Genomic DNA, 24,996 nt, shown 5'->3' with positions numbered 1-24,996 from the left:
TAAGCGGCGCTTATGCGCCGCCGGTGGCCGGTAATTAATGACGCATCTGAACCCAAAATGCGTGGATAAGCCCCGGAATATATCCGAGTAATGTCAGCAGGATATTAAGGATAAATGCCCAACCGAACCCTTTTCCTAAAAGTACGCCGAGCGGAGGCAAAATAATCGTAAATACAATTCTCCAGAAACCCATATACACTCCATACAAGCAAAATTAGTCATTGTTTAAAAAGAGATTTTATCTCTAAGCATAGTCAGTTTACCTGAGCCTGCCAGTCGCGCGCCGCGCTTTTACCCTCCTTTACGCTTTTTACGCTGGCATCAGGTTGATGTTTATTTTAGAATTAACTAAATTTAGAAAATACTTAAATAACTATGACAGAGCTTGAACAACTTCAGGCCAGCGCAGAACAGGCGGCGGCCCTGCTCAAAGCGATGAGCCACCCAAAAAGATTACTGATTTTATGTATGCTTTGCGGTTCGCCAAAAACCAGCGCAGGCGAACTGGCGCGCATTACCGGGCTAAGCCCCTCCGCGACGTCGCAACATCTGGCGCGGATGCGGGAAGAAGGGCTGATTGATAGTCAACGCGATGCCCAGCGCATTCACTATTTCATTAAAAATGAGGCGGTTAATACGATTATCGCCACGTTAAAGAATCTCTATTGTCCATAAGGAGGCACGATGTCCATTGGGATAGTTTCCCCCCGTGAGGCGCAAGCGCTGATAGCGCAAGGCGCGAAACTGATTGATGTACGCGACGCCGACGAATATCTGCGCGAGCATATTCCACATGCGCAACTGGCGCCGCTTTCCCGGCTTGAACAGGGCGATTTGCCCGCCAACCTGCGAGCGGAACAGATTATTTTTCACTGTCAGTCAGGTAAACGAACCAGCAGCAATGCAGCAAAACTACAGGCCATTGCCGCCCCTGCTCAGGTCAGTCTACTGGAAGGCGGCATCGACGGATGGAAAGCGGCAGGATTGCCCGTCACAGAAGACAAATCGCAACCGTTGCCACTGATGCGTCAGGTGCAAATCGCCGCCGGCGGGTTGACGTTGCTTGGGGTGATTCTGGGCTATACGGTCCACGGCGGCTTTTTCCTCATTAGCGGTTTTGTCGGGGCCGGGTTAATGCTGGCAGGCATGACCGGCTTCTGCGGAATGGCGCGACTACTGGAAAAAATGCCCTGGAATACCCGTACTCATTAAGCGGTACCTTCACCGCGCGTCGGTAGGTGTGTAGTAGACTGAAGGCGGGTTTATACCATTGTTCAACAGGAGAGCGTGATGTTCACACCAGGCGATATCGTACAGCCCCGAATGGGTGGGCCGAAACTGAAAGTGATTGAAGTCAACGAGGATCATATTGTCGCGGTACAGGTCGGTAATGAGCAGGGCGAAAAATTGATCCTCAAAGCGGCAGATGTCACCCCCTATTGCGAAGAGGGCGATTTTGGCGTGTGCTGATTTATCAGAATGAGCATGGCGCAACGTTCCCTGAGCCCCGGTTAATAGAGACAGGAAACGCAGCGCCATCTGTTAAAGGTTATCCGTGATTAGATTAAGAAATCATCCAGAGATTTCCCCGCCGCCAGCGCCTGGGCAATCGGTTTAGGCGTACGGCCTTGTCCGGTCCAGGTTTTTTCTTCGCCATTGAAATCAGTAAAACGATATTTTGCCGGACGCGGCTGACGCTTTTTAGCAGAACGCGGCATTGCTGAATCCATGGCAAATAACTCTTCCGGGTTAATACCGTCTGCTTTCATCAGCTCCAGAAAGGCATTAATTTTCTCCTGCTTCTCGGCAAGCTGGCGTTGCTGCAATTCTTCTTCTTCGCGTCTTTCTTTAGTGACAACCCTGAATTTTTCGAGCATTTCTTCAAGAACGTCAATGGAGAATTCGCGAGCCATAGCGCGCAGCGTGCGGATATTATTTAAGTTCTGTAACATCAAATTCATATCAATAAAAACCTTTTAACGCAGAAAACAAAAACTATTACAGGCGGTATTGTATGCGATTATTGATTATATTTCCAGATCCTAAAGTTCATACAGATATACTCAGTATAACTCGATTAATTATATTAATCTGTTAACCAGAAGGTTATATTCATTACCCCCTGTGTGTTTCAGGTTATTCTGCCTACGGTATATCTGTAGGTTTCCCGTTCGGCTGTTTATAGCGTATTGCGTATCTCAGTAACCACGGCGACCCTCACGGTGGCTGACCTTATACAGAAGTGAATATTTCATCACAATAAGAGATTAACCATTCAAAAATCATCATCAGAGCTTTATGCTAAAAATCAGCCTGCAATAGCTATAATTATGCTGAGAAAAGTAGAGCGCGTGCCGTTAGCCGAGAATACATCGCATCTGACAACATTTGGAATGTGGCTGAAAATCGCCAGAAAAACAATGCATTATAATGCATTGATTTAAAAGTAATTAATGACTAACAACAACGAAAATCTCGCCGCGAGCAAAAAACACACAATCACAGAGTATTTTATCGACAAAAAGCCTATAAATAAAAATATTACACTAGTTGATAGTTATTATATAGGGATATACTCTATGCAAAGACAAAAGTGCTTTATGATTTCACTACCAACCATCACCTCATTCTGATCGATACGCTACAAGGAGCATTAACATGTTCTCTCCACAGTCACGCTTGCGTCATGCCGTAGCAGACACGTTTGCGATGGTTGTTTACTGTTCTGTTGTGAACATGTTGATCGAGATATTCCTCTCCGGAATGAGCTTTGAGCAGTCGCTTTCTTCCAGGCTGGTGGCGATACCTGTCAACATTTTGATTGCATGGCCATACGGCGTTTACCGCGATCTGATTATGCGCGTCGCGCGTAAGGCAAGCCCGGCGGGATGGGCCAAAAACCTGGCGGATGTATTGGCTTATGTCACCTTTCAGTCACCCGTTTATATTATCATCTTGCTGACCGTCGGTGCCGGCTGGCATCAGATAGTGGCCGCCGTGAGTTCAAACATTGTTGTTTCAATGTTAATGGGCGCGGTTTATGGCTACTTCCTGGATTATTGTCGCCGCCTGTTTAAAGTGAGCAGCTATCATCAGGCTAAGGCGTAAGTTAGCGTCGCGACTGGCATTGCCAGTCGCGCTTTTAGTCGGTTTTTTCGTCGCCAAAAAGCCCATTCAGATAACGTTCTAACGCTATTCGGGAGCTAAAGCCGTGGGGAATACCGTAATGTTCGTGGGTCTCGCCGCCTAAATAGAGCGGAAAATTTTGATAGTGATCGCAGGTTTTAATATCCGAAGCCGGGTCAGCCAGTGATGAGCTACGGTCTTTTAATCTGGGGTGAATGATCAGCGCGGTACGCCCCATACGCGCCTCGCGGTTAACATAAACATAATTCTCGCCGCGTCGATAACCATACGTCTTATTCGTCACCACATCGACGGTAAACCCTGCCTTTTCCAGTACCCGCGCCACCTCGTCAGGTCGTAAATACATATTTTATCCTCATTCTCTTTTACTGCGGGCTTACCTTACCCGATAGCGCGTTATCAACGCTTTCAGAAAAGTCCAGAAACGCATGATATCGCCGTAACAAGCCTCAGCAGGTAAAAATATGAACTACACTGAAAGCTACATCGAAATCAATGGAGGATCATATGCTTAACAAACCGAACCGAAACGACGTCGATGATGGTGTTCAGGATATTCAGAATGATGTCAATCGATTAGCCGACAGTCTGGAAGATGTCCTTAAATCCTGGGGAAGCGATGCGAAAGACGAAGCCGAGGCTGCGCGACGTAAAGCACAGGCGTTGCTGAAAGAGACCCGGGCGCGGATGCATGGACGTACTCGCGTAAAACAAGCCGCCTGTGATGCGATGGGGTGCGCGGATACGTTTGTGCGTGAAAAACCCTGGTGTAGCGTAGGAACCGCCGCAGCGGTAGGAATTTTTATCGGGGCGTTGCTTAGCCTGCGTCGCTAACGACGTGCGCTGCCGGATGGCGACATACTTTATTGGGCCTGCATCATTGCCGCAGGCCCAGGTCGCGCCATTCGGCGAAACGGTTACTGTATCGCCTGTCGAAGCTGCCATGCGACCTGTTTCGCCATGGCGGCGGAAGTAATATTGGTAAACGACAGTAAAATGCCCCCCTTTCCTGACGAAACCACTCGCCAACGGCTTAGCGCCTGTACCGCCAGTCCGGCCTGATTCGCTTTCGCTACCTGCGCTTTATCATCGCCTTCAACCTCAATAACCAGTTGAATACCGCCTTTCTGTAATGTCACGACAAATCCCTGTTCTGCCAGCGCCTCTTCAATCCATAACCGTCGCTGAGCATAATGTTGACGCATCTTTTTCAGATGCCGCCAGAAATGGCCATCACGGATAAAATCAGCCAGCGTGTGCTGCCATAACAACGGTACGCTACAGGGCATCAGCGACGCCTGCTGGCGGAAATGCTCAATCTGCTTTATCGGCACCACCAGCCAGGCGGTACGTAATGCCGGAAAGAGCGACTTACTGAACGTTCCGGCGTAAATCACTCGCTGCGGGGCATCCAGACTCTTGAGCGGCGGAAGCGGTTTACCGTGATAACGAAATTCGCTGTCGTAGTCATCTTCAATAATCCAGGCCTGCACATTCGCCGCCCATGCCAGAAGTTGCCGTCGGCGAGTTAACGACAGCGCCACCCCCAACGGACTTTGATGGGCGGGCGTCACCAATGCAAAGCGCCCCTGCGGGCAATCCCGCATCCCCGCCGCGACATTCAGCCCATCCGCATCGACCGGAATCGGCGCCAGCGTAATCCCCTCCTGCGTTATCACCGGGCGAATTAACGGAAAACCGGGATCTTCCACCCACATGCTGTCTCCCGGCACAGACAATGTACGCAGGATTAGCCGCATAGAATCCGCATATCCGGAGGTAATAAATACCTGTTCCGGCAGGCATTCAATGCTACGCGAAACCCGCAGGTAATCGACTATCGCCTGGCGCAAAATCGCCTCGCCGCAGACGTCGCCTAATGCCAGATCGAAGCGCGTCTGCGTGCGCAACCGACGCCCCATCACTCGCGCCCACTTCTCGCGTGGAAAGAGATCCAGCGCCGGTAACCCCATCTGAAAGGGTTTCGGTTCCGGACTTTCTCCGGCAAAAACAGCGGGTATCGGCGGCGCCGTCTCAAACCGTAGAGCGTTGCTCACAAACGTGCCTGCCTGACCACGTCGCTCCAGCCAGCCCTGCGCCACCAGCTCGCCATAGGCATTTTCCACCGTGGCGCGAGAAACGCCCAGTTCCTGCGCCCACGTCCGGCTGGAAGGCAAGCGCGTTCCGGGCGCGAGTTCTCCTTGCTCAATGGCCGTTTTTAACTGACGAGCGATGTGCTGATAGCGCGGCATATGGTCTGCTTTTTCTGTAAAAATATGGCTCTCTTTTACAGACCATTATAGTGCTACAGTGCTCGTCATCAACACGAGGAGAAACATGATGACGACGTTACGCCAACCCTATTATGAACTGAGCCCGGAGGTTTACAGCGCTCTGGTGCAGGCGAAAAACGCGCTGGAAAAGAGCACGATTGACCCCACTCTGATGGAGCTGATTTACCTGCGTGTTTCGCAAATAAATGGTTGTGCATTTTGCCTGGAGATGCACAGTAAAGCGCTGCGTAAGGCTGGCGTGAATCAAGCTAAATTAGATGCGCTGGCAGGATGGCGGGTAAGCCACCATTTCAACGAGCAAGAGTGCGCGGCGTTAGCCTGGGCGGAATCGGTGACGCACATTGCTGAAACCCACGCCGAAGATAATGTTTACCTGCCGCTGCTCGATCATTTCAGCGCGCGTGAAATCAGCGATCTGACCTTCGCTATTGGTTTAATGAACTGCTTTAACCGTCTGGCGATCGGTATGCGAATGTGACGCATTGTTGCCGGATGGCGCTGATGTCAGCCAACTCTGTTATGCGTCAACCTGCAGGCCGGAGCGGGCGTTCATGCCACCATCCGGCAAAAATTAGCCATGCCACCCCTACCCCGCTGCGTTCATCAGCGACGTTAAAATCAATCGAAAATTCCCATATCTTGTATGGTTGAATCTTAATTCAACTACATCTAGTATTTCGTGTATCAACACACGACAATCCGACGCGTTTCATCGCGCCGTTTTCTCATTTTAAATGGAAATACGAATCATGAGCATTACTATTTACACTCGCAATAACTGTGTTCAGTGCCACGCCACAAAGCGGGCGATGGAAAGCCGTGGATTTGAATTTGAGATGGTGAACGTCGATCTGGTGCCGGATGCAGCGGATACGCTCCGGGCGCAAGGGTTTCGTCAATTACCGGTGGTGATAGCGGGCGATTTGAGCTGGTCTGGCTTCCGTCCGGACATGATTAACCGTCTGCACCCGACACCCCACGCGGCAAACGCATGAGCGCGCTCGTCTACTTCTCCAGCAGCTCTGAAAATACGCACCGTTTTATGCAGCGTCTGGGGCTGCCCGCCACGCGTATTCCGCTCAATGAGCGGGAGCGAATTCAGGTAGACGAACCGTACATTCTGGTTGTGCCGTCATACGGCGGCGGCGGGATGGCCGGTGCGGTGCCGCGACAGGTGATCCGCTTTTTAAATGATGAACACAACCGGGCGCGCATTCGCGGCGTTATCGCCTCCGGTAATCGCAATTTCGGCGATGCCTGGGGATGCGCTGGCGATGTGATAGCACAAAAATGCGGCGTCCCCTGGCTGTACCGCTTTGAGCTCATGGGCACACAACGCGACATCGATAACGTCCGAAAAGGAGTAAATGAATTTTGGCAACAACTATCCCGGAGCGCGTAATGCAGGAAACCATGGATTACCACGCCCTGAACGCGATGCTGAATCTTTACGATAAAGCAGGCCATATTCAGTTCGACAAGGACCAGCAGGCGATCGACGCCTTCTTTGCCACCCACGTCCGCCCGCATTCCGTGACGTTTGCCAGCCAGCATGAACGTCTGGAGACGCTGGTTCGGGAAGGGTATTACGATGACGCTGTCCTCGCGCGTTACAACCGCGCCTTCGTCCTCCGCCTGTTCGAGCACGCCCACGCCAGCGGCTTTCGCTTCCAGACGTTTCTTGGCGCCTGGAAGTTCTATACCAGTTACACGCTGAAAACCTTCGACGGCAAACGTTATCTGGAACACTTTGAAGATCGGGTGACAATGGTGGCGTTGACGCTGGCGCAGGGTGACGAAACGCTGGCCACCCAACTGACCGATGAAATGCTTTCTGGTCGCTTTCAGCCCGCTACCCCGACTTTTTTAAATTGCGGTAAACAGCAGCGTGGGGAACTGGTCTCCTGCTTCCTGCTCCGTATCGAAGACAACATGGAGTCGATCGGGCGGGCGGTGAATTCGGCGCTGCAACTCTCCAAACGCGGCGGCGGCGTCGCGTTTTTACTCTCCAATCTGCGCGAGGCGGGCGCGCCGATCAAACGCATTGAGAATCAGTCTTCCGGCGTGATCCCGGTGATGAAAATGCTGGAAGACGCGTTTTCGTATGCCAACCAGCTTGGCGCGCGCCAGGGGGCCGGCGCGGTTTATCTCCATGCGCACCACCCGGATATTCTGCGTTTTCTGGATACCAAACGGGAAAATGCCGACGAAAAAATCCGGATCAAAACGCTCTCTCTCGGCGTGGTGATCCCGGATATCACCTTCCGGCTGGCGAAAGAAAACGCGCAAATGGCGCTCTTTTCGCCCTATGACGTACAACGACGCTACGGCAAACCGTTTGGCGATATCGCCATTAGCGAACGGTACGATGAATTAATTGCCGATCCGCACGTGCGTAAAACCTATATTAACGCCCGTGACTTTTTTCAAACACTGGCGGAGATTCAGTTCGAATCCGGGTATCCCTACATCATGTTTGAAGATACGGTAAACCGCGCGAATCCCATTGCTGGGCGCATTAATATGAGCAACCTGTGCTCGGAAATTTTACAGGTCAATAGCGCCTCCCGTTACGACGATAACCTTGACTATACCCACATCGGGCATGACATTTCCTGCAATCTCGGCTCGCTGAATATCGCTCACGTCATGGATTCACCGGACATTGGTCGTACCGTAGAAACCGCTATTCGCGGCCTGACGGCGGTGTCGGACATGAGCCATATACGCAGCGTACCCTCAATAGCCGCCGGTAATGCCGCCTCTCATGCCATCGGTCTGGGCCAGATGAATCTGCATGGCTATCTGGCGAGAGAAGGCATTGCCTACGGTTCGCCGGAGGCGTTGGATTTCACCAATCTCTATTTTTACACCATTACCTGGCATGCCGTGCATACTTCAATGCGGCTGGCCCGCGAACGCGGCAAAACCTTCGCCGGATTTGCGCAGTCGCGCTATGCCAGCGGCGACTATTTTACGCAGTATTTACAGGACGACTGGCAACCGAAAACGGCGAAAGTCAGAACGCTATTTGCCCGCAGCGGCATTACGCTGCCCACACGAGAAATGTGGCTAAAGCTGCGCGACGATGTGATGCGCTATGGCATCTATAACCAAAATTTGCAGGCGGTGCCGCCGACCGGTTCGATTTCTTACATTAATCATGCGACCTCCAGCATTCATCCGATTGTGGCCAAAATTGAGATTCGCAAAGAGGGCAAAACCGGGCGTGTGTATTACCCCGCGCCGTTTATGACCAATGAAAATCTGGACATGTATCAGGATGCTTACGATATCGGTCCGGAAAAAATTATTGATACCTATGCCGAGGCCACGCGCCACGTCGATCAAGGACTGTCGCTCACCCTGTTTTTCCCCGATACCGCCACGACCCGCGATATCAACAAAGCGCAGATCTATGCCTGGCGAAAAGGTATTAAGTCACTGTATTACATCCGGCTTCGCCAGTTGGCGCTGGAAGGTACTGAAATTGAAGGCTGCGTATCCTGCGCGCTATAAGGAAAGCCATATGAAATTATCTCGTATTAGCGCCATCAACTGGAACAAGATCCAGGACGACAAAGATCTGGAGGTGTGGAACCGGCTGACCAGTAACTTCTGGCTGCCGGAAAAAGTGCCGTTATCGAATGATATTCCGGCCTGGCAGACGCTGAGCGCCGCCGAACAGCAGCTCACCATTCGCGTGTTTACGGGACTTACGCTGCTCGACACTATCCAGAACATCGCAGGCGCGCCGTCGTTAATGGCAGATGCCATCACGCCGCATGAAGAGGCAGTGCTGTCGAACATCAGCTTTATGGAAGCGGTACACGCCCGCTCTTACAGTTCTATTTTTTCCACGCTGTGCCAGACGAAAGAGGTTGATGCCGCCTACGCCTGGAGCGAAGAAAACCCGCCGCTTCAGCGTAAGGCGCAGATTATTTTGGCTCATTACGTCAGCGATGAACCGCTAAAGAAAAAGATTGCCAGCGTCTTTTTAGAGTCTTTTCTGTTCTATTCCGGCTTCTGGCTGCCGATGTATTTCTCCAGCCGCGGTAAGCTCACGAACACTGCCGACCTGATTCGTTTAATCATTCGCGATGAAGCGGTTCACGGTTATTATATTGGTTATAAGTATCAGATAGCGCTACAAAAACTATCGGCAATCGAGCGTGAAGAGTTAAAGCTTTTCGCGCTGGATTTGTTGATGGAACTGTACGACAACGAAATCTGCTACACAGAAGCGTTATATGCGGAAACCGGCTGGGTTAACGACGTCAAAGCCTTCTTGTGCTACAACGCCAATAAAGCCTTAATGAACCTGGGTTATGAGGCGTTATTTCCGCCAGAGATGGCTGACGTGAATCCCGCAATCCTTGCCGCGCTCTCGCCGAATGCCGACGAAAATCATGATTTCTTTTCCGGATCAGGTTCATCTTATGTGATGGGGAAAACAGTCGAAACCGAAGACGAAGACTGGAATTTTTAACCTTGCGGGCATGGGAAATAACGTTACATTTTCCATGCCTTTATTTCAAGCAATACCGGGTTAAATCGCGCAAATATTACAACATGTCCTACACTCAATACGAGTGACATTATTCACCTGGATTCCTCCAATTCAGGTGGATTTTTGCTGGTTGTTCCAAAAAATATCTCTTCCTCCCCATTCGCGTTCAGCCCTTATATCATGGGAAATCACAGCCGATAGCACCTCGCAATATTCATGCCAGAAGCAAATTCAGGGTTGTCTCAGATTCTGAGTATGTTAGGGTAGAAAAAGGTAACTATTTCTATCAGGTAACATATCGACATAAGTAAATAACAGGAATCATTCTATTGCATGGCAATTAAATTAGAAGTGAAGAATCTGTATAAAATATTTGGAGAGCATCCGCAGCGTGCCTTCAAATATATTGAAAAGGGACTATCGAAAGAGCAAATACTGGAAAAAACGGGGCTATCGCTTGGCGTTAAAGACGCCAGTCTGGCCATTGAAGAAGGCGAGATATTTGTCATCATGGGATTATCCGGCTCGGGTAAATCCACAATGGTACGCCTTCTCAATCGCCTGATTGAACCCACCCGCGGACAGGTACTGATTGACGGCGTTGATATTGCCAAAATATCAGACGCTGAGCTTCGCGAGGTGCGCAGGAAAAAGATTGCGATGGTCTTCCAGTCATTTGCGCTCATGCCGCATATGACCGTGCTGGATAATACGGCATTCGGTATGGAATTAGCGGGCATCGCGGCGCAAGAGCGTCGCGAAAAAGCGCTGGACGCCTTGCGTCAGGTGGGGCTTGAAAATTACGCTCATGCCTATCCGGATGAACTTTCCGGTGGGATGCGTCAGCGTGTTGGACTTGCCCGCGCGCTGGCAATCAACCCTGATATCTTATTAATGGACGAAGCGTTTTCCGCCCTCGATCCATTAATTCGTACCGAAATGCAGGATGAACTGGTGAAATTACAGGCGAAACATCAGCGCACCATTGTCTTTATTTCCCACGATCTTGATGAGGCTATGCGTATTGGCGACAGGATTGCCATTATGCAAAATGGCGAGGTCGTACAGGTTGGTACGCCGGATGAGATCCTGAATAATCCGGCAAATGATTATGTCCGCACGTTCTTCCGTGGCGTGGATATTAGTCAGGTCTTTAGCGCCAAAGATATTGCCCGTCGCAGTCCGGTCGGCTTAATTCGTAAAACGCCAGGTTTCGGTCCCCGTTCGGCACTGAAATTATTACAGGACGAAGACCGTGAATATGGTTACGTCATTGAGCGTGGCAATAAATTCGTGGGCGTCGTGTCCATCGACTCATTAAAAGCGGCATTAAGCCAGGCGCAAGGGATTGAAGCGGCGCTTATCGACGACCCTTTAGTTGTTGATGCGCAAACCCCACTCAGCGAGTTGCTCTCTCACGTCGGCCAGGCGCCCTGCGCGGTGCCGGTTGTCGATGAAGAACACCAGTATGTTGGCATTATTTCAAAACGTATGTTGCTACAGGCTTTAGATCGCGAGGGGGGTAACAATGGCTGATCAAACGAATCCGTGGGATACCGCACAGGTGGCCGATACTACGACGCAAACGGCTGATGCCTGGGGAACACCGGCAGGCGTAGCCACGGACGGCGGCAGTACCGACTGGTTGAACAGCGCGCCCGCGCCAGCCCCTGAACACTTTTCTCTTCTGGACCCGTTCCATAAGACGCTGATCCCGCTGGATAGCTGGGTCACAGAGGGAATCGACTGGGTCGTCACCCATTTCCGTCCCCTTTTTCAGGGGATTCGTGTGCCGGTGGATTACATCCTCAACGGCTTTCAGCAACTGCTGCTGGGAATGCCCGCCCCTGTGGCGATTATTCTCTTTGCGCTGATTGCCTGGCAGGTTTCCGGCGTGGGCATGGGGATCGCGACGCTGATATCGCTGATCGCGATCGGCGCGATCGGTGCCTGGTCGCAGGCGATGATTACCCTGGCGCTGGTGTTGACCGCCCTGTTGTTCTGCGTCGTGATCGGATTACCGATGGGAATCTGGCTGGCGCGCAGCCCGCGTGCGGCCAAAATAGTTCGTCCGCTGCTGGATGCGATGCAGACCACGCCCGCGTTTGTCTATCTGGTGCCGATTGTCATGTTATTCGGCATCGGTAACGTGCCGGGCGTGGTGGTGACGATTATTTTTGCTCTACCGCCGATTGTACGCCTGACGATCCTGGGCATTAACCAGGTGCCTGCCGACTTAATTGAAGCGTCGCGCTCGTTCGGCGCCAGCCCGCGCCAAATGTTGTTCAAAGTGCAACTACCGCTGGCGATGCCCACCATTATGGCAGGCGTTAATCAGACGCTGATGCTGGCTCTCTCGATGGTCGTCATCGCCTCGATGATTGCGGTCGGCGGACTTGGCCAGATGGTACTACGCGGCATTGGTCGTCTTGATATGGGGCTGGCAACCGTCGGCGGCGTCGGCATTGTGATTCTCGCCATCATTCTGGACCGTCTGACGCAGGCCGTCGGGCGCGACTCGCGTAGCCGCGGTAACCGTCGCTGGTATACCACCGGTCCTGTTGGGCTAATCACCCGCCCTTTCGTTAAGTAACTCTCCTGACGCCCGGTGACATTGCGCTTACCGGGCTTACAACTCCCTACCATAATTAAAGGAACAACGATGCGACATACCGTGATATTTGCCTCAGCGTTTGCCACCCTTGTCACCGCCAGCGCTTTCGCTGCCGACCTGCCTGGCAAAGGCATTACCGTCCAACCTATCCAAAGCACGATTTCTGAAGAGACCTTCCAGACGTTACTGGTCAGTCGGGCGCTGGAAAAGTTGGGTTATACCGTAAATAAGCCGAGTGAAGTCGATTACAACGTAGGCTATACCTCCATCGCCTCTGGCGATGCGACGTTTACCGCCGTGAACTGGCAGCCGCTGCATGATGATATGTATGCCGCAGCAGGCGGAGACAACAAGTTTTACCGCGAGGGCGTCTTCGTCTCCGGCGCTGCGCAGGGCTATCTGATCGATAAAAAAACCGCCGAGCAGTACAACATCACCAATATCGCTCAGCTAAAAGATCCGAAAATCGCCAAAATCTTCGATACCAATGGCGACGGAAAAGCGGACATGATGGGCTGCTCGCCGGGCTGGGGCTGCGAAGCCGTGATCAATCATCAGAATAAAGCGTTTGATCTGCAAAAAACCGTTGAGGTCAGCCACGGTAACTATGCGGCGATGATGGCTGATACCATTACCCGTTTTAAAGAAGGCAAGCCGGTGCTGTATTACACCTGGACCCCGTACTGGGTGAGCGACGTAATGAAGCCGGGTAAAGATGTCGTCTGGCTACAGGTGCCGTTCTCCTCTCTGCCGGGCGAACAGAAAAATATTGATACTAAACTGCCGAACGGCGCGAACTATGGGTTCCCGGTTAATACCATGCATATTGTCGCCAATAAGGCATGGGCGGAGAAAAACCCGGCGGCGGCGAAACTGTTCGCCATCATGAAGCTGCCGCTGGCGGATATCAACGCGCAGAACGCCATGATGCATGCCGGTAAATCGTCTGAAGCCGATGTTCAGGGCCACGTGGACGGCTGGATCAACGCCCACCAGCAGCAGTTTGACGGCTGGGTGAAAGAAGCGCTGGCCGCGCAGAAATAAGATCGTTTTTTATGCCGGATAAAGCGCAGTTCATGCGCCGCTATCCGGCCTATTCAATCTCTCCTCAAAGCGCACGATTCATCACGTCACCGTTCCCCTTTATTCATCAACATCCGCTATGATTGTTTTCCCAGGAAATAATTATCTGAATCACGATTACCATAATGACGAAACCCACTCATGAGCTTAGCCCGGCGCTGATCGTTTTAATGTCTGTGGCCACGGGTCTGGCGGTCGCCAGCAACTACTATGCCCAGCCGCTGCTTGATACCATCGCGCATCACTTTTCGCTTTCCGCCAGCTCCGCAGGGTTTATCGTTACCGCCGCGCAGTTGGGCTATGCCGCTGGCCTGTTGTTTCTGGTGCCGCTCGGCGACATGTTTGAACGCCGAACGCTGATTGTCTCCATGACGTTGCTGGCGGCTGGCGGAATGCTGATCACCGCCAGCAGTCAGTCGCTTAGCATGATGATACTCGGAACGGCCTTAACCGGACTGTTCTCCGTGGTGGCGCAGATTCTGGTTCCGCTGGCCGCCACGCTTGCGACGCCCGCCACCCGCGGTAAAGTGGTCGGCACCATTATGAGCGGCCTGTTGCTGGGGATCCTGCTGGCGCGAACGGTCGCCGGACTGCTGGCAAACCTCGGCGGTTGGCGCACCGTATTTTGGGTAGCGTCGGCGCTGATGGCGCTGATGGCCGTCGCGTTGTGGCGCGGACTGCCAAAGCTCAAATCCGACACCCATCTTAACTACCCGCAGCTGTTGGGTTCTGTATTCAGCCTGTTTATTCACGATAAGCTGCTGCGTACCCGCGCGCTGCTGGGCTGTCTGACCTTTGCTAATTTCAGCATCCTCTGGACGTCAATGGCCTTTTTGCTCGCCGCGCCGCCGTTTAGCTATTCCGAGGGGATGATTGGCCTGTTTGGCCTGGCGGGGGCCGCCGGCGCTTTAGGCGCGCGTCCGGCTGGCGGATTTGCCGATAAAGGTAAATCTCACCTCACCACCACGTTCGGCTTACTGCTGCTGTTACTCTCCTGGCTGGCTATCTGGCTTGGGCATACCTCGGTACTGGCGCTGATTATTGGCATTCTGGTACTGGACCTCACCGTTCAGGGGGTACATATCACCAATCAGACGGTCATCTATCGTTTGCATCCGGATGCGCGTAACCGGCTCACCGCCGGCTATATGACCAGCTACTTTATCGGTGGCGCCGCGGGGTCGCTGATTTCCGCCTCCGCCTGGCAACATGCCGGCTGGGCCGGCGTTTGTCTGGCGGGTGTCACGGTAGCCTTACTTAATTTACTGGTCTGGTGGCGAGGTTTTCACCGACAGGAAGCCGTAAATTAAGCGGATAGTGAGCGTTTACCTTTGTTTAAGCTCCTTAGGGTGTTAAGGAGCTCCCCAGTCTGTTAAGGTTATGCTATTCATTTATCATGGTTATTTTTATACCGGTGAAGAATAATATAATTCTATGGAAAGCCCTGCATCCCCATCTGCTCCCAGGCCAATAGCGCCCGTTCAAGGATTCGAAGGTCGTTCACCGATAGCTATCCGTGATATTCCGGTGGCTTTTGCATCGGGTTGTAAGGCCGTTTACCCGGCTTTCGCCCCTCCCGCTTATCGTTCTCTCCTGATTTTTTCATGCAGGCACTCACGCTTTTCTCGTCATTCCTGGATTTGCCGCAGGCGGCGCTTTACCGGGCCCAATGTTCCCGCTGGCGTCTCAGTCTGCGTATCATTGGTTGCTTTATAGCCTGAAAGAATGATTTTGTATTAATAATACATTTACTTTATTTGTCACTGTCGTTACTATATCGGCTGAAATTAATGAGGTCATGCCCAAATGGATAGTTCGTTTACGCCCATTGAACAAATGCTAAAATTTCGCGCCAGCCGTCACGAAGACTTTCCTTATCAGGAAATTCTTTTGACTCGTCTTTGTATGCACATGCAAGGCAAGCTCCTGGAAAACCGCAATAAAATGCTGAAGGCTCAAGGGATTAACGAGACGTTGTTTATGGCGTTGATTACGCTGGAGTCTCAGGAAAACCACAGTATTCAGCCGTCTGAATTAAGCTGCGCGCTGGGTTCATCTCGCACCAATGCGACACGCATTGCAGATGAGCTGGAAAAACGCGGCTGGATTGAGCGTCGTGAGAGCGATAACGACCGCCGTTGCCTGCATCTGCAATTAACGGAGAAAGGCCAGGCATTTTTGCAAGAAGTGCTTCCGCCTCAGCATCATTGTCTGCATCAACTCTGGTCATCACTTAGCACAGCCGAAAAAGATCAACTTGAGCACATCACTCGTAAACTCCTGACGCGTCTTGATCAAATGGAGCAGGAAGGCACTGTTCTTGAGGCGCTGCGCTAAAGCGCCGACCCGCTCAAAAATCCAGATTAATAACAGGAAAGCGGACAGGCCGGCACGCATTACTGCTGGCCTTTCTGACAACAGGTCGGCTCAGCCGATGTGAATAATAAGATCGTGGAGAACAACATGAGCGCAAATGCGGAGATCCAAACCCCGCAGCAACCGGCTAAGAAGAAAGGCAAACGCAAAACAGCGCTGCTACTTCTTACCTTGCTCTTTGTTATTATTGCCGTGGCATATGGAATTTATTGGTTTTTAGTATTGCGTCATATTGAAGAGACAGATGATGCTTACGTGGCAGGGAACCAGGTTCAAATCATGGCGCAGGTGTCAGGCAGCGTGACGAAAGTCTGGGCTGATAACACCGACTTTGTAAAAGAGGGCGATGTTCTGGTCACGCTCGATCAGACTGACGCCAAACAAGCGTTTGAAAGAGCCAAAACGGCGCTGGCCTCCAGCGTGCGCCAAACGCACCAGTTGATGATTAACAGTAAGCAGTTGCAGGCGAATATCGACGTGCAAAAAACCGCCCTGGCGCAAGCGCAGAGCGACCTTAACCGTCGTGTGCCGCTGGGTAATGCCAATCTTATTGGCCGGGAAGAGCTGCAACACGCCCGCGATGCCGTCGCCAGCGCGCAGGCACAGCTGGATGTCGCCATTCAACAGTACAATGCCAACCAGGCAATGATACTCAACAGTAATCTGGAAGATCAGCCTGCGGTTCAACAAGCGGCGACCGAAGTGCGTAACGCCTGGCTGGCGCTGGAGCGTACTCGCATCGTCAGCCCAATGACTGGTTATGTCTCCCGCCGCGCCGTCCAGCCTGGCGCGCAAATCAGCCCCACCACGCCGCTGATGGCCGTGGTGCCTGCAACCGATCTGTGGGTGGACGCTAACTTTAAAGAAACCCAATTAGCGAATATGCGCATTGGGCAGCCAGTGACGGTGATTACTGATATTTATGGCGACGACGTAAAATACACCGGTAAAGTCGTCGGTCTGGATATGGGGACAGGCAGCGCCTTCTCCCTGCTGCCCGCGCAAAATGCGACGGGTAACTGGATTAAAGTGGTTCAACGTCTGCCGGTACGCGTCGAACTGGACGCCCGCCAGTTAGAACAACATCCGCTGCGCATTGGTTTATCGACGCTGGTCACCGTGGATACCGCTAATCGCGACGGTCAGGTACTGGCCAGCCAGGTACGAACGACGCCGGTTGCCGAAAGTAACGCACGCGAAATTAATCTCGCGCCGGTCAATAAACTGATCGACGACATCGTACAGGCTAACGCGGGTTAATCCTGAGGTGCGTGTGATGCAACAGCAAAAACCGCTGGAGGGCGCGCAGCTCGTCATCATGACGATCGCGCTGTCGCTGGCGACATTCATGCAGGTGCTGGACTCCACCATTGCCAACGTGGCGATTCCGACCATCGCCGGGAACCTGGGTTCTTCCCTAAGCCAGGGGACATGGGTTATCACCTCTTTCGGGGTGGCGAACGCTATCTCGATTCCCTTAACCGGCTGGCTGGCGAAACGTTTTGGCGAAGTCAAACTGTTCATGTGGTCGACGGTCGCCTTTGCCGCGGCCTCCTGGGCCTGTGGCGTATCCAGCAGCCTGAATATGCTTATCTTCTTCCGCGTGGTGCAGGGCGTGGTCGCCGGGCCGCTGATTCCGCTCTCGCAAAGCCTGTTGCTGAATAACTATCCGCCTGCAAAGCGCTCCATTGCGCTGGCGCTCTGGTCAATGACCGTCATTGTCGCGCCGATTTGCGGCCCGATTCTGGGGGGCTACATCAGTGATAATTACCACTGGGGATGGATTTTCTTCATCAACGTGCCGATTGGCATCGCCGTCGTCCTGATGACGTTACACACGCTGCGCGGACGTGAAACGCATACCGAACGGCGACGTATTGACGCCGTCGGGCTGGCGTTACTGGTGATTGGCATCGGCAGCCTGCAAATTATGCTCGATCGCGGTAAAGAGCTGGACTGGTTCTCCTCACAGGAAATTATCATCCTGACCGTGGTCGCCGTCATCGCCATCAGTTTCCTGATCGTCTGGGAACTGACCGACGATCACCCTATCGTCGATCTTTCTCTTTTTAAATCGCGTAACTTCACGATTGGCTGCTTGTGCATCAGCCTTGCCTATATGCTCTATTTCGGCGCCATTGTTCTACTGCCGCAGCTTTTGCAAGAGGTGTACGGCTATACCGCAACGTGGGCAGGTCTGGCGTCGGCGCCAGTCGGCATTATTCCGGTAATTTTGTCGCCGATTATCGGACGCTTCGCGCATAAACTGGATATGCGCAGGCTGGTCACGTTCAGCTTCATTATGTACGCCGTCTGTTTTTACTGGCGCGCCTGGACGTTCGAACCGGGTATGGATTTCGGCGCTTCCGCATGGCCGCAGTTTATTCAGGGATTTGCCGTCGCCTGCTTCTTTATGCCGCTGACCACCATTACGCTCTCCGGGTTACCGCCAGAACGGCTGGCGGCGGCATCAAGCCTGTCGAACTTCACGCGAACGCTGGCGGGCTCCATCGGCACCTCGATTACCACCACTATGTGGACCGATCGTGAGTCGCTACACCATGCTCAGCTCACGGAGTCGGTTACGGCGTATAATCCAAACGCTCAGGCTATGTACGATAAACTGGAAGGCTTAGGGATGACGCACCAACAGGCGTCAGGCTGGATAGCCCAGCAAATCACGAATCAGGGGCTGATTATTTCCGCCAACGAAATCTTCTGGATGTCGGCGGGGATCTTCCTGGTGCTGCTCGGCCTGGTGTGGTTCGCCAAACCGCCCTTCGGTGCGGGCGGCGGCGGTGGCGGCGCGCACTAACTATCTGATAAAAGGGATCTGCGGATCCCTTTTTTAGTAAACCAACAATCAAAAGAAATATTTGAATCTCAGACGCCCGCCGTAACGCGCATCTTCACTGTTATCGCCATTATTCGGATTGGCCTCTACCCATGAAGCATAGGCACCGAGGTAGATGTTAAAGTTTTTCATATCCATCACGTTGGGGAATAAATATGAGGCATGAATAGTGTGAATATCATAATTGCCGGGATCGGTGATCCAACAATCGTCCTCACAAACGGCATCGATATTGGTAGCATTGAAGGCTTCGATTTTGTTATGCGCATAGATATAACCCAGTTCAAATCGATGCCACAGCGCATTCACCCCAGCGGTAAAATCTGTCTCATCGGTCGCATCCATATAGGCGGTATTCAGGTTAATCACTGCGCCATCTTCCGGGTCAGTTTTTTGACCATTCCAGGTCATGGTAAAACCATAGCCCGTACGATCTGACTGATCGATCCACTTCCCATTCTCATAATAGCCATAGGCGTTGTTAACGACGTTACTTTCCATCGCTATCGCCGTTGAAAAACGCCCGTTTTGCCAGGCGATAACCGGACGGACGTAAGCCACGTTTTTATCGTTGGTTAAATCCATTCCGTGGTACTGCTTCTCTGTATATAACGTACTGCCATTTTCCAGCAATGTGTTAACTTCGAAATACCAGTTGTCGATGGTTTTGCTCAGCAGGAAGTTACCCCCACTGTCGCTACGTCCCCGTCCTTCTTTCATCATATAGATATAGCCGTAACCGTCACTGTAAAGATCGTTCGCTGTATTCCCCGAATATTCAATAAACGTATCCTGATTCAGCGGGAACATATCGTAGGCTTCAAAACGACCAACCTTAATTTTCCAGTCATTCTCACGACCAAAGAAGAAAACGGCATCATCAAGGTTCATTTTTCCGGTCAGGTCCGCCAGAGGCTGTACAGAGAATCCGGCAAAATTACCGTTGTCCAGCCGCTGGTAGCCATCAAAGCCCAGCAACAAGCGCCCGTTAATATCCCAGCGTTCATTGGTTCCTGATGCCCAATCTTTATTCGCTGACGTTCTCATCGAGGTCAGGCTACCGGAACGGCTTGCCGCATCCATATTAAATTCGACATCGCCATAGAACTTAATATCGCTGAATCCGGATAAGGTCAGCTTCGGCGGCGTTTTATCTGCTGCAATGGGCTCGGCGGACTGGACATTCACCGTCGGCGTAGCGGCGACCTGCTGCTGTTTCAACGAGCGAATTTGCGCCTCGGCATCGGATGCCCGTTTTTCAGCATTAACAACACGTTGCTCCAGTTCAGCCAGACGCTGCTCAATAGTGATATTATTCGCTGCCCAAAGGTTATGAGAAAAGCAAGCACCGATCATCAGCGCCAAATATTTAGCCTTCATTTTTTATCCCTTAAGTTTGATGTATACCAGATAAGATTTGCTAAAAACCCCATCGACCGGCTATTAGTAGAGTCTTGTTATTACCTGGATATCTGGCGCATTCCATTATGTTTTTCTATTAATTATTTATGATTTTTAGTTTATGTGATCAATACACTCTGGCATCGTGAGTTATCCGCCTTTTCTGTTTACCAGATCACATTTTATTATTTAACAGGCCAGGCATTACTTAATTTAAAATGTATTCTTGCCGCAAATATAATAAATACAAATTATATTAAGCAATAAAAAACCCCGGTCATAAACCGGGGTTAATTTAAATACTGGAACCGCTCACCAATAAGACTAAATATGCAATTCCTGCAGTTTTTCTTTCGGCAGCGCCAGCTCTTTATTGCTGTTCACGCGCACATCACGCTCCAGAATATGACGGGCAATGTCCTGCGCTTCACTGAGCGAGTGCATCTGATACGTACCGCACTGGTAAACGTTCAGCTCCGGAATCTGGTTTTGATCCTGCACTTTCAGCACATCCGCCATCGCCGCTTTCCACGCGTCGGCAACACGCTGCTCGTCCGGCGTGCCAATCAGGCTCATGTAGAAACCGGTACGGCAGCCCATCGGCGAGATATCGATAATCTCAACGCCGTTACCGTTGAGGTGGTCGCGCATAAAGCCAGCAAACAGATGCTCAAGCGTATGAATCCCTTTTTCCGGCATCACTTCTTTGTTCGGAATGCAAAAACGCAGATCAAACACGGTGATTGCGTCGCCATGCGGGGTGTTCATCGTTTTTGCAACCCGGACCGCCGGCGCTTGCATCCGGGTATGATCGACTGCGAAGCTATCTAATAATGGCATTTAGTCACCTCCGATAATTTTTTAAAAATAAACTGAACTCTTTGTTCCGGGGCGAGTCTGAGTATATGAAAGACGCGCATTTGTTATCATCATCCCTGTTTTCAGCGATGAAATTTTGGCCACTCCGTGAGTGGCCTTTTTCTTTTGGGTCAGGCGTGTTTTGCAAGCCACGCGGCAAACGGCTCGGTATCCGCCGCCTCAATCTCCTGCTGACGACGTACTGAAGCGTCACGTTCAGCAATAAACTCTTCTTCCTGTAAAATCTCCAGCGGCTCTTCGCGTAACAGATTACGGTAAGCCTCACCGAACGCTTTCCCGGTGCCGCCAATGCCTTCATCAATCATAGACCGTAAGATTCGGGCGGAGAATGTCAGTTCAGGATTATCAAAGCAGGCGACCAACTCGTCACACACCTTTTGATACTCCTCTCCCCCGTGGATACTGTCCAGCGTTTGCGCCACGCGTTTCAGATCGCGGAAGAGATCTTTCCCTACTTTGGGCAGCGGGAACTGCGCAGTTTCACAGCCAATGCCTAACGTCAGGCCCGGCTTACGCCCTTCCAGAATAACGCGATTCCAGTTAGTACGCGTACATAACAGCTCATCGCTACTCATTTCCGGCGCATCGGCCAATACGCACCAGACCATAAACAGATCGAGGAAGCGCACCTGTTGCTCGTCTACGCCGATCGGTGAGAACGGGTTAATATCGAGAGAACGAACTTCAATATACTCAATACCACCACGCAGAAGCGCGTCAGAAGGCGATTCGCCGCTGCGCGTCACGCGCTTGGGACGAATGGGCGCGTACAGCTCATTTTCAATTTGCAGAACGTTGCTGTTAATCTGTAGCCGCTTACCGTCTTTTTCCACACCAATCCGCGCGTACTCCTCGGAAGGGGTTTTAATCGCCCGCTTCAGACCTGCAACGTATTCATGCAAATCGTTAAACGTAATTCCGAGATTGCTTTGCGACTTATTGGTATAGCCCAAATCACTCAAACGCAGCGACGTCGCATACGGCAGGTAGTACATGCCGCAGTCCGTTTTTTCAAACGGTAATGTGGTTGGCTTCCCTTGCAGGAAAGAGGAACAAATGGCCGGAGACGCGCCAAACAGATAGGGGATGACCCAGCCAAAACGGTAATAGTTGCGAATCAGACGAAAATAGCCGGCAGAAATTTTTTCTTTTGCCGCTTCGCCTTCCGTAACGCCGCATTTCGCCTGCCAGAACGCCATCGGTAATGAAAAATTGTAATGTACGCCGGAGATGGTTTGCATCAAGGCGCCATAACGATTTTTCAGCCCTTCGCGATAGAGCGTCTTAAAGCGCCCGGTATTGGATGTGCCGTACTGCGCCAGCTCTATGTCCTGCCCTTCCGCAATATAGCAGGGCATACTTAATGGCCACATCCGCTCATCGCCCAGTTTCCTGGCCGTATACCGATGGAGATCGCGCATAAAGGTGAGCATATGCTGGATATCGCCATCGACTGGCGTAATAAACTCCAGTAGGGCTTCCGCAAAATCCGTGGTAATCCATTTATGGGTCAGCGCTGAACCTAACGCTTCAGGATGACCTGTTGTCGCCAGCGTGCCATCAGCATTGACACGCAGCGTTTCGCGCTCTAACCCGCGCTGTATCCCCTTTAACGCCTGAGGATGTTTTTCCAGCCAGGCCAGAGCCTGTGATACGTCCGGGATCAAATTGACCTCCCGCCTGTCCAAATCGTTTTAATAAGCATAACTGTAATGGCGGCCATACATGCCAAACCTACAATTATTACCACCACATCATGCCCTGAACCGTCGCCGCTGCGAGCGCAACATAGCGCAGCGCCTTACCAAGACACAAAAAAAAGATCGTCCGCCCCCACGGGATGCGCATCCATCCCGCTAACAGGCACAACAAATCACCGATGACCGGCATCCAGCTTAATAATAGTGTGGCTGCGCCATAACGCTTTAGCCAGCCAGTCGCTTTTTCCTGCCAGCGCGACGTTTTGCGCAGCGGAAAGAAACGCCCAAGAATAACGTTAGTTACCCCTCCAAGGCTATTACCCATTGTTGCTGTTAAGACTAAGACCCAGGGATGACTGACGCCGGAGACCAGCATAGCAACCAAAACCACCTCAGAATTACCGGGTAACAGCGTCGCGCTGAGAAAACTACTGGCAAACAGAGACAGGAGCGACAGTCCGTCACTCACAATAGTCGGACATCCACGGCATCCATTCCCGCCGCCCGCGCCGCCTGTAAACCAAAATCGGCATCTTCAAATACCACGCACTGCGTCGGCATGATGCCCATCCGCTGGGCGCACAGTAGGAAGGTGTCAGGCGCGGGTTTGTGATGCTGTACGTGATCTGCCGCCACAACCGCATCAAAATAACGACGCAGCCCCAGATGCGCTAACAAGGCTTCCGCGATAGCGCTTTCGCTACCGGTACCGACCGACATGGGACGCCGCCCATGCCACGCTTTGACCACCTCAACCAGCGGCAGCGGTTCTACGCAGTCCAGCAGGATGCTTTTTACCGCGTCGGTTTTCTCACGCGCCAGTGACAGGGGATCAAGATCGGCATGGTTAAGCTCAATGATTGACTGGGCGATAAGCCAGGTTGGCGAACCGTTAAGCGCGACCATTGCCTGTTCATCAAAACGAAGACCATAGCGCCCCAAAACCTCACGCCACGCTTTGCGATGCGTGGGTTCGGTATCCAGGAGAGTACCGTCCATATCAAAAATCAAACCAGCATAACGTGCGTACATCGTGTTCTCGCAAACCGAATAACCAGACAGTACTTTATCGCAATTGGTTGATTTTGTCGCTAATAGAGATGAAGAGGTGTATTCAGGATAAGGGGAAAAGCGATTGCAGGGCAGTAACGTATCCGGGAGGATTATTCGCCTTATGGGCCGTTGCTGACGCAACGTTATCCTTCCTGGTGCCAGCGGTGATTATAACTATCTTATCTGCATCTTCATCGCTGAAAGTACGGAGAATATGGTGCATCCGGGAGGATTCGAACCTCCGACCGCTCGGTTCGTAGCCGAGTACTCTATCCAGCTGAGCTACGGATGCATTGGAAATGATGTTTACTACAAGATTTGATGTCGCATTTACTGCCACACTAAATAAGATGGTGCATCCGGGAGGATTACTCGCCTTACGGCTCGCCCTTCGGGCCGTTGCTAACGCAACGTTATCCTTCCTGGTGCCAGCGGTGATTACCGCTATCTTATCCGTATCTTCATCACTGAAAGTACGGAGAATATGGTGCATCCGGGAGGATTCGAACCTCCGACCGCTCGGTTCGTAGCCGAGTACTCTATCCAGCTGAGCTACGGATGCATCGGAAAACTTGCTTTACTGCCGATATTGATACCGCGGTGAAAGCCGTATCAAGTAAGAGATGGTGCATCCGGGAGGATTCGAACCTCCGACCGCTCGGTTCGTAGCCGAGTACTCTATCCAGCTGAGCTACGGATGCATCGGGAAACTTACTTTACTGCAGATTTTGATACCGCGGGAAAGCCGTATCAAGTAAGAGATGGTGCATCCGGGAGGATTCGAACCTCCGACCGCTCGGTTCGTAGCCGAGTACTCTATCCAGCTGAGCTACGGATGCAAATGGCGGTGAGGCGGGGATTCGAACCCCGGATGCAGCTTTTGACCGCATACTCCCTTAGCAGGGGAGCGCCTTCAGCCTCTCGGCCACCTCACCACACGCCTCTTACGAGTGCTTCGAAGAACTTGTTCTGCTCATCGTCGCTGCGTGGCGCACATATTACTTTCTGGGACTTATAAGTCAAACAATTTTTCCAGAGCTTTTATCGTTTGCACACTTCACGCTCAATTAGTCTGTAAAAAAGCC

The 24,996-nt window shown here is 51.9% G+C and carries 26 protein-coding genes and 5 tRNA genes; 17 read left to right on the top strand and 14 right to left on the bottom strand.

Features of this window, described 5'->3' with window-relative positions; translation table 11 throughout:
• Window positions 1-34: 34 nt before the first annotated feature.
• Window positions 35-193, bottom strand: a complete 159-nt coding sequence (locus J1G48_RS05265) for a YqaE/Pmp3 family membrane protein (RefSeq protein WP_000508175.1) — start codon at window positions 191-193, stop codon at window positions 35-37.
• 182 nt (window positions 194-375) lie between these two features.
• Here J1G48_RS05265 and J1G48_RS05260 point away from each other — a divergent pair, with 182 nt between their 5' ends.
• The 3 genes from J1G48_RS05260 (at window position 376) to J1G48_RS05250 (ending at window position 1,470) form a co-directional block, all read left to right on the top strand.
• Window positions 376-675: a metalloregulator ArsR/SmtB family transcription factor gene (locus J1G48_RS05260; RefSeq protein WP_000137432.1), complete on the top strand. Its 300-nt coding sequence runs from the start codon at window positions 376-378 to the stop codon at window positions 673-675.
• A gap of 9 nt (window positions 676-684) precedes the next feature.
• Window positions 685-1,212, top strand: a complete 528-nt coding sequence (locus tag J1G48_RS05255) for a rhodanese family protein (protein WP_000022011.1) — start codon at window positions 685-687, stop codon at window positions 1,210-1,212.
• 78 nt (window positions 1,213-1,290) lie between these two features.
• Complete coding sequence (locus J1G48_RS05250; protein WP_000494943.1) at window positions 1,291-1,470, top strand: hypothetical protein; 180 nt, start codon at window positions 1,291-1,293, stop codon at window positions 1,468-1,470.
• Between the two features lie 89 nt (window positions 1,471-1,559).
• Here J1G48_RS05250 and stpA read toward each other — a convergent pair whose 3' ends face one another.
• Window positions 1,560-1,961: a DNA-binding protein StpA gene (gene stpA, locus J1G48_RS05245; protein ID WP_001051100.1), complete on the bottom strand. Its 402-nt coding sequence runs from the start codon at window positions 1,959-1,961 to the stop codon at window positions 1,560-1,562.
• A 697-nt stretch (window positions 1,962-2,658) separates the two neighbouring features.
• On the opposite strand from stpA, the gene alaE reads away from it, so the two are divergent.
• Window positions 2,659-3,108, top strand: a complete 450-nt coding sequence (alaE, locus tag J1G48_RS05240) for an L-alanine exporter AlaE (protein ID WP_000492669.1) — start codon at window positions 2,659-2,661, stop codon at window positions 3,106-3,108.
• A gap of 34 nt (window positions 3,109-3,142) precedes the next feature.
• On the opposite strand, the gene J1G48_RS05235 is transcribed toward alaE, so the two are convergent.
• Window positions 3,143-3,493 carry a DUF2002 family protein gene (locus J1G48_RS05235; protein ID WP_000281305.1) on the bottom strand — a complete coding sequence of 117 codons (351 nt, stop codon included), beginning with the start codon at window positions 3,491-3,493 and terminating at the stop codon, window positions 3,143-3,145.
• Window positions 3,494-3,654: 161 nt separating this feature from the next.
• On the opposite strand from J1G48_RS05235, the gene J1G48_RS05230 reads away from it, so the two are divergent.
• The gene (locus J1G48_RS05230; protein ID WP_001650455.1) at window positions 3,655-3,981 is read left to right on the top strand and encodes a DUF883 domain-containing protein; all 327 of its coding nucleotides are present in this window, start codon (window positions 3,655-3,657) and stop codon (window positions 3,979-3,981) included.
• 83 nt (window positions 3,982-4,064) lie between these two features.
• On the opposite strand, the gene J1G48_RS05225 is transcribed toward J1G48_RS05230, so the two are convergent.
• Window positions 4,065-5,399: a PLP-dependent aminotransferase family protein gene (locus J1G48_RS05225; protein WP_001138463.1), complete on the bottom strand. Its 1,335-nt coding sequence runs from the start codon at window positions 5,397-5,399 to the stop codon at window positions 4,065-4,067.
• A gap of 88 nt (window positions 5,400-5,487) precedes the next feature.
• Here J1G48_RS05225 and J1G48_RS05220 point away from each other — a divergent pair, with 88 nt between their 5' ends.
• From J1G48_RS05220 to emrB, 12 genes are all read left to right on the top strand, one after another.
• Entirely contained in the window at window positions 5,488-5,919 is a 432-nt protein-coding gene (locus J1G48_RS05220) for a carboxymuconolactone decarboxylase family protein (protein WP_000209804.1), read from the top strand.
• Between the two features lie 271 nt (window positions 5,920-6,190).
• On the top strand, window positions 6,191-6,436 hold the full coding sequence (nrdH, locus tag J1G48_RS05215) for a glutaredoxin-like protein NrdH (RefSeq protein ID WP_000028867.1): 246 nt from the start codon (window positions 6,191-6,193) through the stop codon (window positions 6,434-6,436).
• Entirely contained in the window at window positions 6,433-6,843 is a 411-nt protein-coding gene (gene nrdI, locus J1G48_RS05210; RefSeq protein WP_001275402.1) for a class Ib ribonucleoside-diphosphate reductase assembly flavoprotein NrdI, read from the top strand. The genes nrdH and nrdI overlap by 4 nt, the downstream gene beginning before the upstream one ends.
• Window positions 6,816-8,960, top strand: coding sequence for a class 1b ribonucleoside-diphosphate reductase subunit alpha (gene nrdE / locus J1G48_RS05205; protein WP_000246183.1), 2,145 nt, complete (start codon window positions 6,816-6,818; stop codon window positions 8,958-8,960). Before nrdI ends, nrdE begins: the two co-directional genes overlap by 28 nt.
• Before the next feature lie 10 nt (window positions 8,961-8,970).
• Window positions 8,971-9,930, top strand: coding sequence for a class 1b ribonucleoside-diphosphate reductase subunit beta (gene nrdF, locus J1G48_RS05200; RefSeq protein WP_000777901.1), 960 nt, complete (start codon window positions 8,971-8,973; stop codon window positions 9,928-9,930).
• Window positions 9,931-10,284: 354 nt separating this feature from the next.
• Window positions 10,285-11,487: a glycine betaine/L-proline ABC transporter ATP-binding protein ProV gene (gene proV / locus J1G48_RS05195; protein WP_000985529.1), complete on the top strand. Its 1,203-nt coding sequence runs from the start codon at window positions 10,285-10,287 to the stop codon at window positions 11,485-11,487.
• Window positions 11,480-12,544 (top strand): glycine betaine/L-proline ABC transporter permease ProW, encoded by a 1,065-nt coding sequence (gene proW, locus J1G48_RS05190; RefSeq protein ID WP_000775022.1) that lies wholly within the window; start codon window positions 11,480-11,482, stop codon window positions 12,542-12,544. The genes proV and proW overlap by 8 nt, the downstream gene beginning before the upstream one ends.
• A 69-nt stretch (window positions 12,545-12,613) precedes the next feature.
• Window positions 12,614-13,609 carry a glycine betaine/L-proline ABC transporter substrate-binding protein ProX gene (proX, locus tag J1G48_RS05185; protein ID WP_001216622.1) on the top strand — a complete coding sequence of 332 codons (996 nt, stop codon included), beginning with the start codon at window positions 12,614-12,616 and terminating at the stop codon, window positions 13,607-13,609.
• A 164-nt stretch (window positions 13,610-13,773) separates the two neighbouring features.
• The gene (locus J1G48_RS05180) at window positions 13,774-14,958 is read left to right on the top strand and encodes an MFS transporter (RefSeq protein ID WP_000165758.1); all 1,185 of its coding nucleotides are present in this window, start codon (window positions 13,774-13,776) and stop codon (window positions 14,956-14,958) included.
• A 496-nt stretch (window positions 14,959-15,454) separates the two neighbouring features.
• Window positions 15,455-15,985, top strand: a complete 531-nt coding sequence (gene mprA / locus J1G48_RS05175; protein WP_000378431.1) for a transcriptional repressor MprA — start codon at window positions 15,455-15,457, stop codon at window positions 15,983-15,985.
• Between the two features lie 126 nt (window positions 15,986-16,111).
• Entirely contained in the window at window positions 16,112-17,284 is a 1,173-nt protein-coding gene (gene emrA, locus J1G48_RS05170) for a multidrug efflux MFS transporter periplasmic adaptor subunit EmrA (protein WP_001275606.1), read from the top strand.
• Window positions 17,285-17,300: 16 nt separating this feature from the next.
• Window positions 17,301-18,839, top strand: coding sequence for a multidrug efflux MFS transporter permease subunit EmrB (gene emrB / locus J1G48_RS05165; RefSeq protein ID WP_001187298.1), 1,539 nt, complete (start codon window positions 17,301-17,303; stop codon window positions 18,837-18,839).
• A 48-nt stretch (window positions 18,840-18,887) separates the two neighbouring features.
• Here the strand turns inward: emrB and J1G48_RS05160 are convergent, their stop codons facing one another.
• The 10 genes from J1G48_RS05160 to J1G48_RS05115 all read right to left on the bottom strand — a co-directional run bounded on the left by J1G48_RS05160 (window position 18,888) and on the right by J1G48_RS05115 (window position 24,846).
• Complete coding sequence (locus J1G48_RS05160) at window positions 18,888-20,258, bottom strand: carbohydrate porin (protein ID WP_000645137.1); 1,371 nt, start codon at window positions 20,256-20,258, stop codon at window positions 18,888-18,890.
• A 345-nt stretch (window positions 20,259-20,603) separates the two neighbouring features.
• The gene (gene luxS, locus J1G48_RS05155; protein ID WP_001130194.1) at window positions 20,604-21,119 is read right to left on the bottom strand and encodes an S-ribosylhomocysteine lyase; all 516 of its coding nucleotides are present in this window, start codon (window positions 21,117-21,119) and stop codon (window positions 20,604-20,606) included.
• Window positions 21,120-21,268: 149 nt separating this feature from the next.
• Entirely contained in the window at window positions 21,269-22,825 is a 1,557-nt protein-coding gene (gene gshA / locus J1G48_RS05150) for a glutamate--cysteine ligase (RefSeq protein ID WP_000611821.1), read from the bottom strand.
• A 76-nt stretch (window positions 22,826-22,901) separates the two neighbouring features.
• Entirely contained in the window at window positions 22,902-23,327 is a 426-nt protein-coding gene (locus J1G48_RS05145) for a YqaA family protein (protein WP_001279499.1), read from the bottom strand.
• Complete coding sequence (gene yqaB / locus J1G48_RS05140; protein WP_000271292.1) at window positions 23,324-23,890, bottom strand: fructose-1-phosphate/6-phosphogluconate phosphatase; 567 nt, start codon at window positions 23,888-23,890, stop codon at window positions 23,324-23,326. Before yqaB ends, J1G48_RS05145 begins: the two co-directional genes overlap by 4 nt.
• A 236-nt stretch (window positions 23,891-24,126) precedes the next feature.
• Window positions 24,127-24,203: transfer RNA gene (locus J1G48_RS05135), tRNA-Arg, on the bottom strand.
• Window positions 24,204-24,396: 193 nt separating this feature from the next.
• Window positions 24,397-24,473, bottom strand: a tRNA-Arg gene (locus J1G48_RS05130).
• Between the two features lie 62 nt (window positions 24,474-24,535).
• A tRNA-Arg gene (locus tag J1G48_RS05125) sits at window positions 24,536-24,612 on the bottom strand.
• Window positions 24,613-24,673: 61 nt separating this feature from the next.
• A tRNA-Arg gene (locus tag J1G48_RS05120) sits at window positions 24,674-24,750 on the bottom strand.
• Window positions 24,751-24,753: 3 nt separating this feature from the next.
• Window positions 24,754-24,846 (bottom strand) — tRNA-Ser (locus J1G48_RS05115).
• Window positions 24,847-24,996: the final 150 nt, after the last annotated feature.

The organism is Salmonella sp. SAL-020, assembly GCF_017372215.1.
GTDB classification, from domain to species: Bacteria; Pseudomonadota; Gammaproteobacteria; order Enterobacterales; family Enterobacteriaceae; genus Salmonella; species Salmonella enterica.
This window is presented reverse-complemented; position numbering and strand designations above follow the sequence as displayed.

Excerpts from the sequence above, each read along its gene's own strand:
- J1G48_RS05180 (WP_000165758.1), top strand. The coding sequence starts at position 13,774 with ATGACGAAACCCACTCATGAGCTTAGCCCGGCGCTGATCGTTTTAATG.
- proV (WP_000985529.1), top strand. The coding sequence starts at position 10,285 with ATGGCAATTAAATTAGAAGTGAAGAATCTGTATAAAATATTTGGAGAG.
- alaE (WP_000492669.1), top strand. The coding sequence starts at position 2,659 with ATGTTCTCTCCACAGTCACGCTTGCGTCATGCCGTAGCAGACACGTTT.
- nrdH (WP_000028867.1), top strand. The coding sequence starts at position 6,191 with ATGAGCATTACTATTTACACTCGCAATAACTGTGTTCAGTGCCACGCC.
- J1G48_RS05225 (WP_001138463.1), bottom strand. The coding sequence starts at position 5,399 with ATGCCGCGCTATCAGCACATCGCTCGTCAGTTAAAAACGGCCATTGAG.
- mprA (WP_000378431.1), top strand. The coding sequence starts at position 15,455 with ATGGATAGTTCGTTTACGCCCATTGAACAAATGCTAAAATTTCGCGCC.
- J1G48_RS05230 (WP_001650455.1), top strand. The coding sequence starts at position 3,655 with ATGCTTAACAAACCGAACCGAAACGACGTCGATGATGGTGTTCAGGAT.
- nrdI (WP_001275402.1), top strand. The coding sequence starts at position 6,433 with ATGAGCGCGCTCGTCTACTTCTCCAGCAGCTCTGAAAATACGCACCGT.
- nrdF (WP_000777901.1), top strand. The coding sequence starts at position 8,971 with ATGAAATTATCTCGTATTAGCGCCATCAACTGGAACAAGATCCAGGAC.
- proW (WP_000775022.1), top strand. The coding sequence starts at position 11,480 with ATGGCTGATCAAACGAATCCGTGGGATACCGCACAGGTGGCCGATACT.
- J1G48_RS05265 (WP_000508175.1), bottom strand. The coding sequence starts at position 193 with ATGGGTTTCTGGAGAATTGTATTTACGATTATTTTGCCTCCGCTCGGC.
- yqaB (WP_000271292.1), bottom strand. The coding sequence starts at position 23,890 with ATGTACGCACGTTATGCTGGTTTGATTTTTGATATGGACGGTACTCTC.
- J1G48_RS05235 (WP_000281305.1), bottom strand. The coding sequence starts at position 3,493 with ATGTATTTACGACCTGACGAGGTGGCGCGGGTACTGGAAAAGGCAGGG.
- J1G48_RS05255 (WP_000022011.1), top strand. The coding sequence starts at position 685 with ATGTCCATTGGGATAGTTTCCCCCCGTGAGGCGCAAGCGCTGATAGCG.
- J1G48_RS05220 (WP_000209804.1), top strand. The coding sequence starts at position 5,488 with ATGACGACGTTACGCCAACCCTATTATGAACTGAGCCCGGAGGTTTAC.
- stpA (WP_001051100.1), bottom strand. The coding sequence starts at position 1,961 with ATGAATTTGATGTTACAGAACTTAAATAATATCCGCACGCTGCGCGCT.
- emrB (WP_001187298.1), top strand. The coding sequence starts at position 17,301 with ATGCAACAGCAAAAACCGCTGGAGGGCGCGCAGCTCGTCATCATGACG.
- emrA (WP_001275606.1), top strand. The coding sequence starts at position 16,112 with ATGAGCGCAAATGCGGAGATCCAAACCCCGCAGCAACCGGCTAAGAAG.
- J1G48_RS05160 (WP_000645137.1), bottom strand. The coding sequence starts at position 20,258 with ATGAAGGCTAAATATTTGGCGCTGATGATCGGTGCTTGCTTTTCTCAT.
- J1G48_RS05250 (WP_000494943.1), top strand. The coding sequence starts at position 1,291 with ATGTTCACACCAGGCGATATCGTACAGCCCCGAATGGGTGGGCCGAAA.
- J1G48_RS05260 (WP_000137432.1), top strand. The coding sequence starts at position 376 with ATGACAGAGCTTGAACAACTTCAGGCCAGCGCAGAACAGGCGGCGGCC.
- proX (WP_001216622.1), top strand. The coding sequence starts at position 12,614 with ATGCGACATACCGTGATATTTGCCTCAGCGTTTGCCACCCTTGTCACC.
- luxS (WP_001130194.1), bottom strand. The coding sequence starts at position 21,119 with ATGCCATTATTAGATAGCTTCGCAGTCGATCATACCCGGATGCAAGCG.